11 protein-coding genes are annotated in these 16,490 nt (G+C 54.8%); 3 read left to right on the top strand and 8 right to left on the bottom strand.

The genetic code is table 11. The features are described 5' to 3' along the window. Nucleotides 1–48: 48 nt before the first annotated feature. Both ACO1VH_RS09005 and ACO1VH_RS09000 read left to right on the top strand, forming a co-directional pair. Nucleotides 49–1,005 carry a DnaJ C-terminal domain-containing protein gene (locus ACO1VH_RS09005; RefSeq protein ID WP_486244162.1) on the top strand — a complete coding sequence of 319 codons (957 nt, stop codon included), beginning with the start codon at nucleotides 49–51 and terminating at the stop codon, nucleotides 1,003–1,005. Between the two features lie 12 nt (nucleotides 1,006–1,017). Then, on the top strand, nucleotides 1,018–1,338 hold the full coding sequence (locus tag ACO1VH_RS09000; protein ID WP_486244161.1) for a chaperone modulator CbpM: 321 nt from the start codon (nucleotides 1,018–1,020) through the stop codon (nucleotides 1,336–1,338). Nucleotides 1,339–1,409: 71 nt separating this feature from the next. On the opposite strand, the gene soxR is transcribed toward ACO1VH_RS09000, so the two are convergent. Continuing rightward, complete coding sequence (soxR, locus tag ACO1VH_RS08995) at nucleotides 1,410–1,883, bottom strand: redox-sensitive transcriptional activator SoxR (RefSeq protein WP_486244160.1); 474 nt, start codon at nucleotides 1,881–1,883, stop codon at nucleotides 1,410–1,412. An 81-nt stretch (nucleotides 1,884–1,964) separates the two neighbouring features. On the opposite strand from soxR, the gene ACO1VH_RS08990 reads away from it, so the two are divergent. Further along, nucleotides 1,965–2,564, top strand: coding sequence for an NADPH-dependent FMN reductase (locus ACO1VH_RS08990; RefSeq protein WP_486244159.1), 600 nt, complete (start codon nucleotides 1,965–1,967; stop codon nucleotides 2,562–2,564). A 25-nt stretch (nucleotides 2,565–2,589) separates the two neighbouring features. Here the strand turns inward: ACO1VH_RS08990 and ACO1VH_RS08985 are convergent, their stop codons facing one another. From ACO1VH_RS08985 to ACO1VH_RS08955, 7 genes are all read right to left on the bottom strand, one after another. After that, complete coding sequence (locus ACO1VH_RS08985; RefSeq protein ID WP_486244158.1) at nucleotides 2,590–3,060, bottom strand: hypothetical protein; 471 nt, start codon at nucleotides 3,058–3,060, stop codon at nucleotides 2,590–2,592. A 106-nt stretch (nucleotides 3,061–3,166) separates the two neighbouring features. Next, nucleotides 3,167–3,556: a hypothetical protein gene (locus tag ACO1VH_RS08980; protein WP_486244157.1), complete on the bottom strand. Its 390-nt coding sequence runs from the start codon at nucleotides 3,554–3,556 to the stop codon at nucleotides 3,167–3,169. A 414-nt stretch (nucleotides 3,557–3,970) separates the two neighbouring features. Continuing rightward, the gene (locus ACO1VH_RS08975; RefSeq protein ID WP_486244156.1) at nucleotides 3,971–11,140 is read right to left on the bottom strand and encodes a two-partner secretion domain-containing protein; all 7,170 of its coding nucleotides are present in this window, start codon (nucleotides 11,138–11,140) and stop codon (nucleotides 3,971–3,973) included. Between the two features lie 67 nt (nucleotides 11,141–11,207). Continuing rightward, nucleotides 11,208–13,025 carry a ShlB/FhaC/HecB family hemolysin secretion/activation protein gene (locus ACO1VH_RS08970; protein WP_486244155.1) on the bottom strand — a complete coding sequence of 606 codons (1,818 nt, stop codon included), beginning with the start codon at nucleotides 13,023–13,025 and terminating at the stop codon, nucleotides 11,208–11,210. 110 nt (nucleotides 13,026–13,135) lie between these two features. Next, on the bottom strand, nucleotides 13,136–14,050 hold the full coding sequence (locus tag ACO1VH_RS08965) for an efflux RND transporter periplasmic adaptor subunit (RefSeq protein ID WP_486244154.1): 915 nt from the start codon (nucleotides 14,048–14,050) through the stop codon (nucleotides 13,136–13,138). A 28-nt stretch (nucleotides 14,051–14,078) separates the two neighbouring features. Then, complete coding sequence (locus ACO1VH_RS08960; RefSeq protein WP_188420925.1) at nucleotides 14,079–14,276, bottom strand: DUF1656 domain-containing protein; 198 nt, start codon at nucleotides 14,274–14,276, stop codon at nucleotides 14,079–14,081. Then, nucleotides 14,266–16,488 (bottom strand): FUSC family protein, encoded by a 2,223-nt coding sequence (locus ACO1VH_RS08955; RefSeq protein WP_486244153.1) that lies wholly within the window; start codon nucleotides 16,486–16,488, stop codon nucleotides 14,266–14,268. Before ACO1VH_RS08955 ends, ACO1VH_RS08960 begins: the two co-directional genes overlap by 11 nt. Between the last annotated feature and the right edge of the window lie 2 nt (nucleotides 16,489–16,490).

The following is a 16,490-nucleotide window of genomic DNA, read 5'->3' as shown; positions in this document are numbered from 1 at the left end:
TTCGATCGTCATCAAGGATTTCTGACCAGGCAAACGCAAGAGGCGCAGATGAAATTCAAGGACTACTACGAAACGCTGGGTGTCAAACGCGACGCCACGCAGGACGAGATCAAGAATGCCTATCGCCGGCTGGCGCGCAAATACCATCCGGACGTCAGCAAACAGGACGACGCCGAAGAACGCTTCAAGGAAGTCGGCGAAGCCTACAAGGTATTGAAAGATCCGGAGAGCCGTTCCGCCTACGACCGCCTCGGCGCCAACTGGCAGAACGGCCAGGATTTTCAGCCGCCGCCGGATGCAGGCGGCTTCGAATTCCGCAGCAACGGCGGCGGATCTGCCGGCTTCGAAGGCATGGATTTCGGCGATTTCTTCGAACAGATGTTCAGTCGCCAGGCCGGGCATGGCGGCTTCCGTACACATGGCACACACGGCACGCACACGATGCGCATGGCCGGCGAGGATCATCACGCCAAGGTACAGATCGATCTGGAAGACGCCTATCGTGGCGCGGAACGATCGATTTCGCTGCGCCTACCAGAAGTCGACGAACACGGCCACGTCGTGCATCGCACGCGCACGCTGAGCGTGAACATTCCCAAAGGCATACGCACCGGACAGAACCTGCGGCTCGCCGGCCAGGGCGGCGCCGGCATCGGCGGCGGGCCGGCCGGCGACCTCTATCTGGAAATCGCGTTCCGCCCGCATCCGCACTATCGCGTCGACGGCGCCGACGTCTACATGGATTTGCCGCTGGCGCCGTGGGAAGCGGCATTGGGCGCAAGCGTCACCGCCAACACGCCGGCCGGTGCGGTCGAACTGACGATCCCGCCGAACTCCACCGCCGGCCGCAAATTGCGGCTGAAAGGAAAAGGCATTCCCGGCAAGGAAGCCGGCAATCTGTACGTCGTACTCGCGATCGCGCTGCCGCGTGCCGAGACCGACAGCGAGAAGGAAGCCTATCGCGCCTTCCAGCAGGCATTCAACTTCCATCCGCGCACCAAGTAAGGAGAGACGATCATGACCGACACTGCAATTCACAGCCAGTTGATCGACGACGACATCACCTTCAGCATGACCGAACTGTGCCACTGCTGCGGCACCTCGCACGACACGATAACGGCCTGGGTATTCGAAGGCGTATTACAACCGCAAGGCGAACAGCCGCAGGACTGGCGCTTCAGCGGGCCGATGTTGCGGCGCGCACGCCTGGCACAGCAACTGGCGCAGGAGATGGAAGTCAACGCACCCGGCATCGCGCTCGCGCTCGATCTGCTGGAACGCATCGATGCGTTGCAGGCAGAGCTGACACGCGTCAGCCATTTCCATGCCCGCTTCTGATTTCGGCTACACAGTAATCAGGGCGGACTAGGCCTATCTCAAATCCGACCTTATCCGATTGACCCAACATCTCAATCCGGCTCCAGCAGACGCGGCCCCGTTCCCTCTTCCGCCAACGTGTCGGCCGGATTGCGCAAGCGGCAATCGCGGATCGACAGGCAACCGCAACCGATGCACTGATTGAGCTGATTGCGCAGCTTCAGCAGGTTCTCTATCCGTTCATCCAGATCTGCCTTCCAGACGGCCGACATGCGCCGCCAGTCTTTCGCCGTCGGCGTGCGCCCGGACGGCAGCGTTGCCAGCGCCTCGCCGACTGCCGCCAGCGGAATGCCGATCCGCTGTGCGACCTTGATGATGGCGACACGCCGCAGCACGTCTCGCGCATAGCGACGCTGGTTGCCGGCATTACGCCGGCTGGCAATCAATCCCTTCGCTTCATAGAAATGGACGGCCGAAACCGCCACGCCGCTGCGCTCCGCCACCCCGCCGACCGTCAGTTCTTCATGCAAACCGTGCGGCCCGGCCTTTCTTTCCATTTTTTTCATATCAAGCGCTTGACCTAAAGTTAAGTTGAGGTTTTACACTGGCCGCCGCTCAATTGCAAGAAATCGATGGAGATCGCAGAGATGGCGGGAAACGATGTGAAAGATGAGGAACACATACGACTGGCACTGCTGCTCGGCAGCACGCGAGAAGGCAGATTCTGCGACACCGTTGCCGGCTGGGCATCGCGCCAGATTGGCCGGCATTTGGATTTTTCACTGGATATCATCGATCCCGACGTACTCGATCTGCCGCCGCATCTGGAAAGGAATTGCAGCCCTGCGCTGGCCACCCTGAAACGGCGGCTGGACGAAGCCGATGCCTTCGTGATCGTCACGCCGGAATACAACCACGGTTATCCGGCCGTGCTGAAGCAGTTGATCGACTCAACCTACGGCGTCTGGCAGGCCAAGCCGGTCGGCTTCGTCTCGTACGGGGGATTAGCGGGCGGCGTTCGCGCCGTCGAGCAGTTACGCCAAGTATTCGCCGAAGTGCATGCGATGACGGTACGCAATAGCGTTGCCTTCATTGATGCATGGGAACAGTTCGATTGCAACGGCAATCTGGCATCGCCAGCGCGTGCCGAGCAATCGATGACGATGATGCTGGCGCAGCTACGTTGGTGGGCGATGGCGTTGAAACAGGCTCGTGAGTTGCAGTCTTATGCTGAAATCGCTACCTGAGGCATTTGCGTGTTCAATGATCTGGTTAACGGCAGGTTCTGAAGGGTAACCTGTCCAACAATACAGGTCGAACGATCGTTTTTCCACCGTCAAGTGCAACAATCTGTCGTATTCGCACTCCCTGACAGACGCCACGACGAAACTCCATCGAGGTATCGTAATCCTGGCCGGGGCGTGGTGTAAAAATCGTATATAGTGGACCGCAAGATTCCCACGTTCGACTGGCATTCTGTGCCTGCCAATACATTTTCACCGTAAGGGGTTTGTTCGCCGGAACCACATACTCGTTGTATGAAAATGGAATGTCATTCGTAGCCGGCATACCTATTCTCTTGTTCTGCGCCAGATAAGAGAAACCTCCATTGCCCGCATGAATAACCTGATGAGTGTCGCCGTCACAAACATCCCCAAGATAGAGGTATGCTGCCGTTCCGTGAAACACACGAATCCGCGCTTGGACAGTCGGATCGAATTCGGCTTGCATGCCGGATGACATTGCGCATCCCTGCAAAAACGCGAAAAAAACGATCGCCAGGAAAATCTGAACTAGGGAACAGAAAGAGCTACACCGCATGAACGTCATTTCTATCTGGCTGAAGCCATCACAAAGGGAATTCCAGCAACATCAGATAAGTTTCATGTTCCGGAGCACCAACAAAACATACAGGCCTGCTGGAACGCACTGTCCCTTGTGGCAATTTGAGTAACGCAGCCTCCAAAGTCGCAGCAGTTACCTCCTCGTTATCACCGACGACGATAATTGCCGGTCTAACGAACAACGACATCGTTTTTACCAATGAATCCATGGCATTAGAACCAGTCGACTTTACGGTTGCAACGATCAATTTATTCGAGATGAAATTGTCAGCCGCCGGGACATCGACAATTAGGAAATCTGATCCTTTGACTGCAGCAATACAAGCACTGGTGTCATCTTTTGAGTTATGGATATTTTCCGTACCTAGCACAACCGGATATGAAACTTGCAGCAAATAATAGAAATAAGATTCTTTTCATTTTTGTGAAATAGCGAAATTATTAGAACTCTTTTTTATTTTCGATTTTTCAAAGATTGACATGACGGCAGATGCTGGAATTCAGGATAAATATCCTTGCATTGTCTATGAGCATTTTCATAGGGAGAATCTATAAAAATAAAACCATTTCTTAGCATGCAATTGTCTATATCCTTCTGGATCTGCATATTCCAGTTCGAATCGTTATAACCACATTTAATATATGCACGCCGAACCTGTTCTTTATTCAATCCATCTTTGACCCATCTATCGCCAGCGTCCAACGGAGGATTACCCATTTCAGGAAGACTACATGCCGTGCAAATACATGTGACCACAAAAATCTTGGCAAAAGATTTACTATTCATATATCAACCTTCTCAGCGGAGTTTAAGGTGCAGCTGGCACAGATAAACTACCGCCATTAGTTCCCCAAATCCGATATTGATCATCCCTTTGTACATTCGGCCCATAGTTCGTATGAGCATCCACAAAACTACTTATGAATCCACCAGTTGCAGGATTTCTTCCCAAAAACGTACTTACCAAGTCATTTTGATGCGTTGATTGAAATACCTTGGCATTTAATCTTGTAGCAACATCCAATACCTGCTGTGCAGCCCATGCATTAACCGGAGATCCATTCATCTGCATTACGCTTAAAGGCACATCCGTTTCTCCGCTCTGAAGTTGTGCCTGTGTTGCATTAAAGCTGGTGATGTTGCCACGGCTATGATCAACCTCAACAATCATGCCGCCCGCAGCCTTGACCTGTTCACGTATATCTATATTTGCTTCGCTAGCATTACTAATGCCAAAAATTGGGGAAGCCACTGTATCCCACGCCGCATACACTATTTCTGCCAAGGGGCTACCTGTATGAGGATTAATCACGACGTAGACCCCTTGTTCAAGTGCGTTCGCATTACTTTGTTTCGCGGCGTTGTCCAAAGCCTGTCCTTCTGAATTCATGATCCCATGATTGAAAACATATACCTTGCCATCCGGCCCTATCGCAAGCTCATGAGTATTCATATCAACTTCTACCGCATCACAATTCTTTCCTTGTGCATTGCATTTTTGCAGCATTATTTTCTTTGGCCCGGTAGCTGATCTATAAACTGCATCCGTCACCATGACCGCTTGCTTGAATGCCTCCTGCTTTATCATCCGCTCCGCTTCTACTGCTCTTTCCATTGCTTCCACATCCAGCCTCTGCGCGGCATTTTGTGCATTTGCAGTATCACGATTCAAGCTCGCAACCGTTTCATCTGCGGTCTTGCCGGTCCATACCAATTGCTTGGTCTCATTAGTCAGTACAATTACCCCGTCCTCTACTGCACTGTGAGTAATTCCCCGAGAAGAACCTGACTCTTTTCCAGAGTTCAACGCATTGCCGATTAATCCCTTGGCAATACCATATTTTCCTTGCGTTGCTATATCACTGGAAAGGCTGATGCCGCTGCTTTTCGCACTGGCATTGGCATAATTTTCTATGTCGCTGGTAGTAAGGGTCCCTGTAGTAAGAATATTCCTTCCATTACCTGCAGCTTCACCCGTGCTGGCTATCACACCTCCTTTAAGGTCGGTATTTCCCCCGACATTGATCTGAAAGCCATCATCGCCAGTCTTAATCCCGCTCTGCTCGGTCACGCTGGCGTAGTCACTCTTGACGCTACTCTTGCTGTAGCTGATGCTGCCGGAGACACCCGCGCCAACCGTGATGCTGCCACCGATGTTCTTCTGTTTGCTGTCGTATTGGCTGGTGTCCTGCAGGCTTTCGATATTCAGGTCGCCACCCACGTTGGCGATGACCTGATTTCCGCTGACGACCGCCCCCTTTATGGTCGTATTGCCGCCAGACTGCATGGCAACTTGATCCCCGGCCGTTACATGCGTATTGCTCCAGCCAACATCACTGCCATCCGCCTTGCCACGACCGGAACTGGCGGATGCCGTTACACCGAAACCGCTAGTACCAATGCTAACGCCCAGGCTTCCGCTACTACTCTTGTTGCTACTATGCTGCTCCGCCGTATTTCGAGCGGCGATCAACTTGATTTCATCCTCCGCCAGCATCGCCAGATTATTCCCGGCCGTGATGTTGGAACCGTGAACCGTGATATCGGAATCTTTTCCCGCTCCGGCAGCAACGATCATTACGTTGCCACCTGCAGCAATCTCAGAGCCAACAGCCGCGCTGCTGGCTTGCATCGACTTGCTTTCGCTCTTGGAAGAGCCAATACTAATGCTGAGATCGATTCCGCCCACCTTTTCTGCCGCGTTGGCATCACGCGTTTCAGCTTTTCCTTTAGCATCTTTTTTGCCGGTTTCTATCTGATTTTCTTTTCCATTGATCTTCGTTCCCTGTCCACGTTGTATCGCGCCATAAGCATCGTTAATCGCCAATGCCGAAGTGGCTCGAGCAAGTTTTTTCGTTCGCCCATCATCGGTTTGGCTTGCCGCCTCAGCCATCTGTTGCACCGTTTGAATCGCACTGATAACCGGACTGCTGATGGCAATCGTCAAGCCGCTCTGCTTGAAGCGCTGCTCGCTTTGAGCGAGTTGCGAATCCGCGATCGCATTGATATCGACCTTCTGGGCAATGATATTGATGTCCCCTCCCGGAGAACTGACCTGGCTGGCCGTCTGCGTATACTGCTTGCCGGCTGTAAGGTCTACATTGCCATCAACGCTACCGACAATAGAGCCCACATTTGTCTCTTTCGTTACCCATTGCTTCTGGGTGAGTTTCTGGCTACCTATGGTCACACCGAAGCCGCCCCCGGAGAACATGCCGGATTTCTTCTTTTCGTAAAAATAATATGATTTGGATTGCTGTTGATCCGCTCCGAGGGTTAGATTTCTGCCTGCGGTGATTTGCAGATCATTGTCTGCAACGATCTGGCTGGCCTTGACCAACACGTCGCCGGTCATATCAATCAGATTTCCTGCCTGAACGGCAACCGATTTTCCGCTGACGACGCTGCCTTCAACCTGCTGCCTGGTCGCCAGATCTGCGATCGTGACCACTTTGGTACTGAACATGCTTTTCGACTTCTTGTAATACTCATACGCGGTCGAATGTTCAGTCTTGATCGCACCAATTTCCACATTGTTGTTGGCAACAACGCCAACCTGTCCATTCTGAGACTGCAAATAAGCGCCCGACAATTTGACGTTACCCGTGCCAGCGATCGGCTTTACTTTGTCATTCTCTCCGACACTTCCTGCCTCTCCCGTCGCACGGACGATCAGATCGTTTCCTGCAGAAATGACACCACCCGAGAGCGTTTCGCCTGATCGCATGTGGCGTAGATAACGGTTCTTGCTGACGTTCTGGATATCGTCAAGCTGGGAGTCCTTGACTGCTTCGATCGTGACATTGGTTCCCTGCATGACGATGCTGTCACCAGCCGCCGCATTCACGCCGGTGAGTGCAATATCGCCCTTGCCCGCCGTTCCTGCGGCCATGACAATGCTATTGCCAGCACCAAAAACACCCAGCTGGTTAGTAACATTTTCTTCCTTGAGATAGGCGGTACGTCCTTTTGTAACGCGGCCGCCACGCTGATCGTTGATGGTATAGCTGGTTTCGAGGGCGCTAACCTTGATGTCGCGACCGGCGACTACCGCAAGATCCTTGTCGGCGAGTACGGCGCTTGCCTTGCCGATCATGTCACGGCCGGCATCAAGCGTGACATCGCCACCTTGCACCGTCGCAATCCGATCCGCGTTCACACGTTTGGAGGCGACCGTGGTAGCAGTTCTGGTGGTTTCACCGGAAATCGTGCGCGTTTCCAGCACAATGTCGCGGCCGGCCGACAAGGCGACCTTGCTGTTTTCTCCTGTTCCCAGGATCGTTCCAGAAATATTCTTCAGATCATTGTTGGCGCGTACGTAGACATCCTGACCATCGATACGGCCATCGCGATTGATCAGGTCGCCACCTGCCACCAGCGTGGTTTCGTTATCGGCGGAAATCTGACCGCTATTGACGATATCACCTACAGACTTGATCGTCACATCCGATCCCGCGATCAATCCACCGCTCGGCAACAGGTCTCCTTCCTTCGGTCGACGCAGATAAACCTGCGGCACCAGAACTTCCTGCGCGCTGCCGTCGGCTAATGTAACGAACTGTTTGATCAGCAACACAACATCGGTCGTCAGCAGCGCCATTTGTTCTGCCGACAACGCCACGCCTGGACTGATCTGGTATTGCTGCGCGAAGGCAATACCTGCATCCATCAGGCCCTTGTATTCGCTTTCCGTATCGGTGTAACCGCTAAGATAACGCCTTCCCGTCAATGCAAGAATCTGATCATTGATCAGCTGCTGTTCTGCGAAACCGTCTCCATAACGCTTGATTTGCAGCTCCGGGCTAGCGCTTAATTTATTGGCGTAATAGTCGCTCGACAGGAAATTTTTCTCGATAATGAAACGCGGATCAGTTTCGATCAGATATTTCGCATCCGGTGCAGCCTTGGTAGTAAAGATGCTGCTGTTCGGAATCGTCCATTCGCGGTGTTGCACCTGACCGGACAATTGATCAATCGCCTCGTCCGGAAGCGGTGTCACTGGTGTCGAACCGGCACTGGATGTCAGGTCCCTTGATGCGACGGGTGCCGATGCATTCTGCTTATAGGTATACGCTTGCAGCGTCGTTGTGGTGACGACAGGAGCGCCGGTAACCGCTCCCTGATCATACCAATCCAGTTCAGGATCATTCGTCGTGCGTGTCACATAACGAATCCGCAGATGACCGACATCCGTCTCTGTTCGCGTACCTTGCGTGCCGCGATTCTCGACATTCGCACCGACAATGTTGATTGCACCGCCGGCCACCATGCTGCTATTGTCATTCAATACCGAATTGCTGGCATCAATGCTCAATGCACCTCCGGCCAAAATTTCGGCTGGGCGTGTGGAATCGACAACCGTATTGGTGATGTTCCTTCTTGTCCACTTGTATTCGTACCAGTCGTCGAATGAACGCGCAGTTAGATTCGCATTGAAAGCAAGAATCTTGTTATTTAAGGTACGGGCGTGCTCAATATCCTGCCCTGGCGTTACTCCGAAAAGTTTCCATATCGGATCAGAATTGGTGTAATTGAATATGTAATTGCATTTATTAGTTTCTGAATCACACCCGCCTCTATACGCCACCTCTTTAGGCTCAGTACCGTAGGTAGTAAACGGATAAGCCGCGCTTGGCAACACATAAGCGCCCATGCCTCTTCCCAACTTCGAAGACCAGCCTAATTGCGACGGATCGTATTTCGTCAAATCGCTGCTTTCGTGACGCCGAATTTGTGTTTTGTTGATCGGCGTGCTGCTCGTCACTGTACGTGTCACCAGTTCATCATTCCGGTTGGTCAAATTCCTGACTGCGATATCGATGTTTCCTGCCGCTTCTATCTTTGACGAAGCATTAAGCAGCATCTCGACCTCTCCCGTAGCATTGCCATTGCCATCGAAATTCCCTGCAACTGCAATGTCTCCGTTGCTGTAGACTAGTCCGCCATCCGTATTACGAATGTTCCTTGCACCCAGCAAAAGGTTCTCGCGCGCAGCAATGACGCCCGTTCCGCTATTGTCCAGCGTATCGGTCTGGATCTTCAGCAAATCGCCATAGACACGCCCCTTGTTATCGATTGCATTCGCACTGATTGCCGTGGTGTTGCCGTCCACCAGACCGGTAGCGGTGTTCGTCAACGTGCCTGCAAGATTCAATGCCGTTTCACTACCGGCACTCAGTTCGCCTTCATTCAGCAGATTCCCCGTAGTGGCAGTCAGTTTCTGGCCGGCATTCATCGTGCCGCTATTTACGATATTTGTGGCGTTGACGCTCAGATCCTGTGTGGACGACAGGATGCCGTGATTGGTGTAATCGCCGTTAATGTCGAGCATCAGATTTCCGGAGGAAGCGAGCGTACCGTTCGTGTTGTCCAGCAGCGCCGTAGAAACTGCCGCATCGGTACCCGCATGCATGTTTCCTTCCGCGTTATTCAATTGCGCCCCTTTGGTATCTATATGCAAGGTGCCATCCGTTGCAATCGTTCCCTGTGCATTGCGTATCTCGCCGCCGACCAATGCAACAGCTGTATTGCCGACCAACGTACCGGACTGGTTGTCTAGCAAACCGCCGTCAGATGTCATCAACGATAGCGCCCGATTGGCGAGAATGCTGCTCGCACGATTATCGATGCTCCCTGCCTGTAACGATGCATTCCCGGCCGTCTGCCACGTACCACCCGCATTGGCGACTCGCCCGGCCGCAGCGATATCCAGGTCGCCTCCTGCATAGAGCGTGGCCTTGTCTCCTTCCACATTACCGGTCAATGCGGTCAGCATGGCATTGCCGTCCGCCGTGAGTGCCGTCTCGTTCAGAGTAATTTCATTAGCATGCAGCGACAAATCACGAGCAGCCATCAGCTTGCCTTTATTGTCGGTCAGGCTGGCCGCCTTCATTTCGAGATTTCCACCGCTGAACACGATGCCTAGATTGTCGAGATTACCGACAGTGGCAACGCGCACTGCGTTATCACCGATGGCTTTGCTCTTCAAGGTGACATTTCCGCTTGCCGCAACCTGTAGATTCTGTCTGGCATAACTATCGCTCAATGCCAGATCGCCATTGGCCGCCAGTGTCAAATTACCCTGCAAAGCCGCGAGACGCCCTGTGCTGTTGACACCGAGCCCCTGCTCGGTTGCGACCATGTAAATCTGGTTGGCATACATGCCGCCCAGTTCCTTGATATCGATTGCGAATCCGGTAGTCGCATCGCTTCCATTCTGTGCAATGGCTTGCAGTGTGCCGTAGAGAACCTGGTTTCTGCCAGCAATGACGTTCAGGTTTTTGCTCCAGACTTCGCCTTCGATGACGATACCGCGTGCAATCAGATCGAGTTGCTCGACATTGGCGGCGCTCAATCCCTGGGCGCCGATATTCAACTTCCCCTGACCGACGTTAAAGCCGGTCAAAGCGCCACCAGCGCCGAATTGTGGCGAACCAGCAGCCAGCGTTGCGCGGTCCGTGTTCAGGAAACCACAACCGTCGCAAGTCACGCCGTTGGGATTGGCAATGACGATAGCAGCCCTCTGGCCTGCCACCTCGATCGTGCCCCTCAATTGGGATGGATTGCCGGATACCACTTCATTGAGAATGACGCGCGCAGCTTGCGCTCCCATCTGCGGATTGCCGGCAACCCAGCCGCCGAGCTGCGTCTGGCTGTTGTTGCGGCTGTTATTCAAAATCAACCCTTTGGAATTGACATTGAAATCCTGGTATTGATTGCGGCTGACACCCTTGGCTGAGGGCGGCGCGATGTTAACGATGGGTACACCGTTGTTGGCTGCATCCATGATGGGACGCCGTCCGGCCGGCGCGTTCTTATACGCGACGACCTGCGCAAAGGCAGAGGCGATCGGTCCGAAGATTTGGGCAAGGTAGAGGAAGGTGACAACCTGAGCAACCAGGCGTACCCATGGACGGCGCACAACACGTGTTTCACCCGGTTCGATCAAATCAATATTGAGATTGGATTGCTGATTCATCGTCGATTCCCCTTGTCCCTGCCAATACCTGGTGTCGTTCAATTGCTCTTCGCTGTTTCTTGGAAACTTAGAATCCGTATGTCACCGACAGGTACAGATTCGTATTACGTGTCGTGAAACCTTCCGGCTTGTAGAGCGGCGTCGCCACCGCCACATCCCACTGCAGCGCCTTCCATTGGCCGCGCAGACCAGCCACGGCACCGGCCAGCTTGGTACCAATCAGCAGGGTGGCGCTCTCCCCCCATACCCTGCCAAGATCGATACCTGCATACGCTTGCATGCCGACGCTCTCGCCTAGTTGAAACGAGGTGGCTACTTCGTTGCGCAGCGAATAGCCGCTTTCGGCCAGCAGGATGCTTTCTCCATCAAAGCCGCGCACGCTATATCGATTGCCGATCGAGAACTGATCGTTCGATGTCGTCACATCCCTGGTGTGCTGGCCGTTAAGAGATAGGCTGTACTGGAAAGGCCGTTCCGCGATCTTGAAAGGCTTGCTGAAATTTGCAGAGAACAACCACAACTTCGGGCGCAACGTCAGGCCGTCTATGCTTTCTTCAAAATCTTTCTGCGCATCCTTCCATCCCATGCCGCGTCGATAACCGACTTCCAGATAAACCGTGGCATCGCCAATGAGTTTCTTGTAGTTGATGCCCGTCTCGAAGTTGGTGGTCCGCCGCTTCTGAACCAGCAGTTCCACATCGTCCAGAAAACTTTTGGCACGTCGTGTCGACACGGCGGCATAGACGCCGAATTTTGAGGAGGCATCCCGCAGGACAACATGATCCAATTGGAACTGATCCGAACTACTGGAACCGCTGGAGAGGAAGTGCGCTGTCGTGCCTTGCACGACCTGGGCGTAGCGACTTTTGGAGTGGTTATAGGAAAGTGTGCTGTAGCCGAAAGGAATGCTGTAGCCGACGGAAGCACTTTGACTGCGATGTTCGGAGTTCAAATTCTCCGTATTGCTGCTGACGTTAAGACTAAGGATGTCATTCAGGCCAAGCGGATTATCTACAGATATGCATCCTGAAAACTGTTTTTTCCCCAATGGTTCGGTGCCTGAATTATCCAGCGTCAAACATCCGCGAATCCGGTCGGCGAAGCTGCCTGTTTGCCGTTCGACGACAACGACGCTGGTGTCGGCCTGCTCGCCCGGCTCGATCCTGTTGCGCACCGTCTGGCTCGGCAGCCGCTGCATTTGTTCAGTGCCTTGCTCCAGATCGCGGATATTCAGCACATCGCCGACGGATACCGGAAATGCATTGCGCCACGTCCCCCATGCCTTGTCCGGCATATTGGTCCCGGCTTCGACGAATCGCACCTCCGATACTTTGCCGACATGCAAATGGAACGTCAGCGTGCCGCTGCTCAGGTTCTGTGCAGGCAAGCTGCTTTTTGTCGTCGCATAGCCCCATTCGACCAGCTTGGCATCCAGCAAAGAAGCAATCCTGCGTACGCCTTCCAGACCGATGCAATGCCCCTGATAGGGAGCCACGACGTTCTTCAACCAAGCGAACCGCTTTGCCCCGCTCCCTTCAAAACGGAAGTTTTCAATGACAAAACAGGGAGTTTCGTCCGGCAGCGTTGTAACCAAGGACTCCTTCTGCTCTGGTCTCAACACATCCTGCTTCGGCATCTGCTGCTGCAGTTGCTCACGCAAACGCTCTTCCTGCCGACGCAGACCTTCTTCTGCCCGTTGTGCAGGTCCGGCACCCGCGGATTGCGCCGATGCAGGGATTGATGGCAACAGCAAAAACGCCATCAAGACACAAAAGGCCGTCGATAAACGCGGAACTGTGAAGGAAAGAGAAGGAAGCATCGAAAGCAAGAAATTGCTCAACCGCTTGCTTCCAATCACATTGAAGAATTTGCCTTGTAACTGCATCTGTCCAGCTATCCGTACATCAAATCGAATAGCGGAAGTTACCTCAAGGAAATTTTCTTTAAAGCCCCATATCTATGGGGTAATTGTTAATTATTGTGTCTTTACTTAATTTAAAAATGAGAGCATCGCGCTTTATCACATTGATTTATCGATTTATTTTTCTCTGCCGGTTTGACGATCACCGTACAAGTCATGCCCGCCGCCAGCTTGTGATCCTTCGGCAAATCATCAATGCGAATGCGCACCGGAATGCGCTGTGCCAGCCGCACCCAGTTGAAGGTCGGGTTGACGTCGGCCAGCAATTCCCTGCCCGTCGTCGCATCGCGGTCGGTGATGCCGCGCGAAATGCTGTCGATGTGGCCGTGCATCGCCGGGCTACCGTCTAGCATGCGGATTTCCACTGCGTCACCGACATTCAGATAAGGCAGCTTGGTTTCCTCGAAATAGCCACTGACGTGGAAGGAATTGCTGTCGATTACCGCCAGCCTTGCCACACCGGCTGAAACATAATCGCCGGCATAGACGTGCAGATTGGTCACATAGCCGTCGGCCGGTGCGCGCACGTCGGTTCGCTCCAGATTCAGCTTTGCCGTATCACGCGCGGCGATGGCGGCTTCATAACGCGCAGCGGCGACTGCCGATAGCGATGCGGCCGATTCGCGATCCTCGCTGGTGACGATGGCCGCATCCAGTCCTGCGCGGCGGGCTGCTTCCCGCGCGCGCATGTTTTTCTCCGACTGTTGTGCGGCGACGTTTGCTTCCGCCTGCGCCAGCGCCTGTGCATAGCGATCCTTGTCGATCGTGAACAGCAGATCGCCCTTGTGCACGAACTGGTTGTCGATGACGGACACGCCAGTCACGATGCCCGACACATCCGGCGCGACGTGGATGATGTCGGCCTTGATGCGTCCATCGCGCGTCCATGGCGAATTCATGTTGTCGTTCCACAGATAGCGGCCGAATAAGAATGCGATCAGCAGCAGTACCGCTGTGATCAGATAACGCAGATAGACAGATTGACGCATGATGCGCTCCCGTTTCTTGTTGATGTGTTCAATAAAGCAGCAAGGCCAGCACGCCGAAGATGCAGACCAGCAGGCACAGGCGGAACAACGACTTGTGCCAGACGTAGCGATAGACGCCGAAATGGCCGCACAGCCAGTCGACCCCGACATGGATCAGCAGGCTCAGTACGAAGACCAGCAGCAGCGACGGCATCAGGATGCCGAAAACAGCAATTTCACGCGCCATGTTCGGCACCTCCATTCAATGCGGCGGCGAACGGCCGGGATGTGTTCAGCGAGGAATCCAGCAGCGAAGCGTAGATCAGATGCAGATCCGTCAGCGCACGTTGCAGTACGCCGGCTTCGTCGCCATCCGGAGCCGCTTCCGCCTTCAGTGCGCGCAACTCGACACCGGCCTCGCGCGTAGCCACGAGCGCACGCGCGTGCGTGGTCGATTGTGGCCGGCTGAAATAAGTTGCCAGCACGTCCATGCATTTCTCGGTTTCGATGCGCGCCAGATGGCCGGACGGCAGTTGTGCATTCAGCGCGCGCAAATCGAGGATGGCGTGGCCCAGTTCCAGCAGCGCAATCGCCTGGTTCAGCACGCGGCGCGTTTCGGCATCGGCCGTGCCACGTATGCCCATGTTCAACTGGTTCAGCAGATCGCGCATGCGATTCTCGAAGTGATGGCGCAATTGCAGCCGGTCGCTGATGCACAGCAGCAGCGCTTCTTCCCACATGGCGCGCTCGATATGGCGGCGTGAACCCTGGCGATGCTCTGGCAGGATCAGTGCAAACATCACCGACGCCAGCACCAGGCCGATGATCTGAGCGATTGCGTCGTTGAAGAATGTGACGACGTTGAAACGCATCAAATTTTCCGGCGCGATGATCTGCGCGAACATCAGGTTAAAGCCGAGGCCGATGCCGGCCACGCGGCGCCACGTCGTCGCATATAAACCGAACACCAGGAAGCTGCCCATCGACAGCACCAGCATCAGATAGCCCTCGACGTGATTCAGCATGTAGAACGCGCAAATGAAGGCGAATGGCGTCGCTGCGGCAAAGCCGATCGTCACCTGCTTGATCATCTGATTCGGGTCCGGCGACGAGGCTGCCAGCGCACAGAAAACCACCGTCAGGATCACCGCGCCGCCGGCGCTCGGCCAGTTCAGTCCATACCAGGCCAGCGCCAGGATCAGCAATGCAGCGGCGGCGCGCAGGCCGGCTGCGACGGCGATGACGCCGGGCGTGCGTGCGCTGTATGGCAATGGCTTGGCCTGCCCTGCGCGCGCTGCTTCGGTCAGCCGCCCCGGCAGCGCGTGATAGATCGCGATTAGTTGATACATCTCATCGTTGAAGCGCTGCATCAGTTCGAGCGCGGTATCCATGTCCAGCCGCTGGCGGCCGGAAGGATCGGCCAAGGCAAATTCGGCGCGTGCCTGTTCGATCATCTGCGGCAGTTGCTGCTGCAGCGATGCAAATCGTTCACGCGTCACGGCGGCTTCCGCCGCCGTACGCGCCGGCAACTCGGTCACCAGCAAGGCTTGCGAAAAGGAGGCATACAGCGGCGCCATCGCATGCGGCACCGGCGAATCGCCACGATCCCGCAGACGCTGCATCCACTGATGCAACGTATGGAACGTCGTCAGTGCCGCCATCGCCGCTGCGTTGAACGCATGCAACTGTTGCGTGCGTGTGCGGATGTCGCCGGCTTCAAAAAAAGCAGCAGCGCGGTTCGATTCCAGCGCCGCGACTTCGGTGGCGAACTGCAGATGCAGCTTTTCCAGTTGCGTCTCGCTGAGCTTGCCGCGCATCGCGTCATGGCATAGCTGTGCAAAGTTCAAATAGAGACGGCGTACCGCCTGCACCAACTGCTCGCTCTGGTGTCGCGGAAACAGCGCATCGTTGACGACCGCCACGCACAGGATGCCGAGCGTGATTTCGGTAACGCGTGCAACGGCAAGATTGAAAACACCCAGAGGATCGTCGATCGCCGGAATCGCGATCATGCAGGCCGTATAGCCGGCCAGCACGAAGCCGTAAGAACGCGCATTGCGTAGCAGCGTGGAGCCGCCCGTGCACAGCGCAACCCAGATCGCCAGCGCGATGAACAGCAGCATCGGCTGCTGCGGAAACAGGCCGACGATGGCCAGCGCCGCACCGCAGCCGACCAGTGTGCCGATCAGCCGGTAGAAACCCTTTTCCAGTACCAGGCCACTACTCGGCAGCGCGACGATGAAGACCGTCATCATCGCGCTGCGCGGCGAATCGAAGCCGAGCCGGAACGCGATCCATAGCGCGAGAAAAGCGGCGAACAATGTCTTCAGCACGAACAGCCAGCGTTCGCCTTCGCTGCCAAGCCAATCCTGCGCAACGGCCCGCGACAGGCGGCCGAGATGGCGCCGGCGTGCCGGTCGCGTCTCTGCCGCTGTCTTTGCCGCTGTATCGGCTGACACGC

Source organism: Oxalicibacterium sp. (genome assembly GCF_057353965.1).
This window is presented reverse-complemented; position numbering and strand designations above follow the sequence as displayed.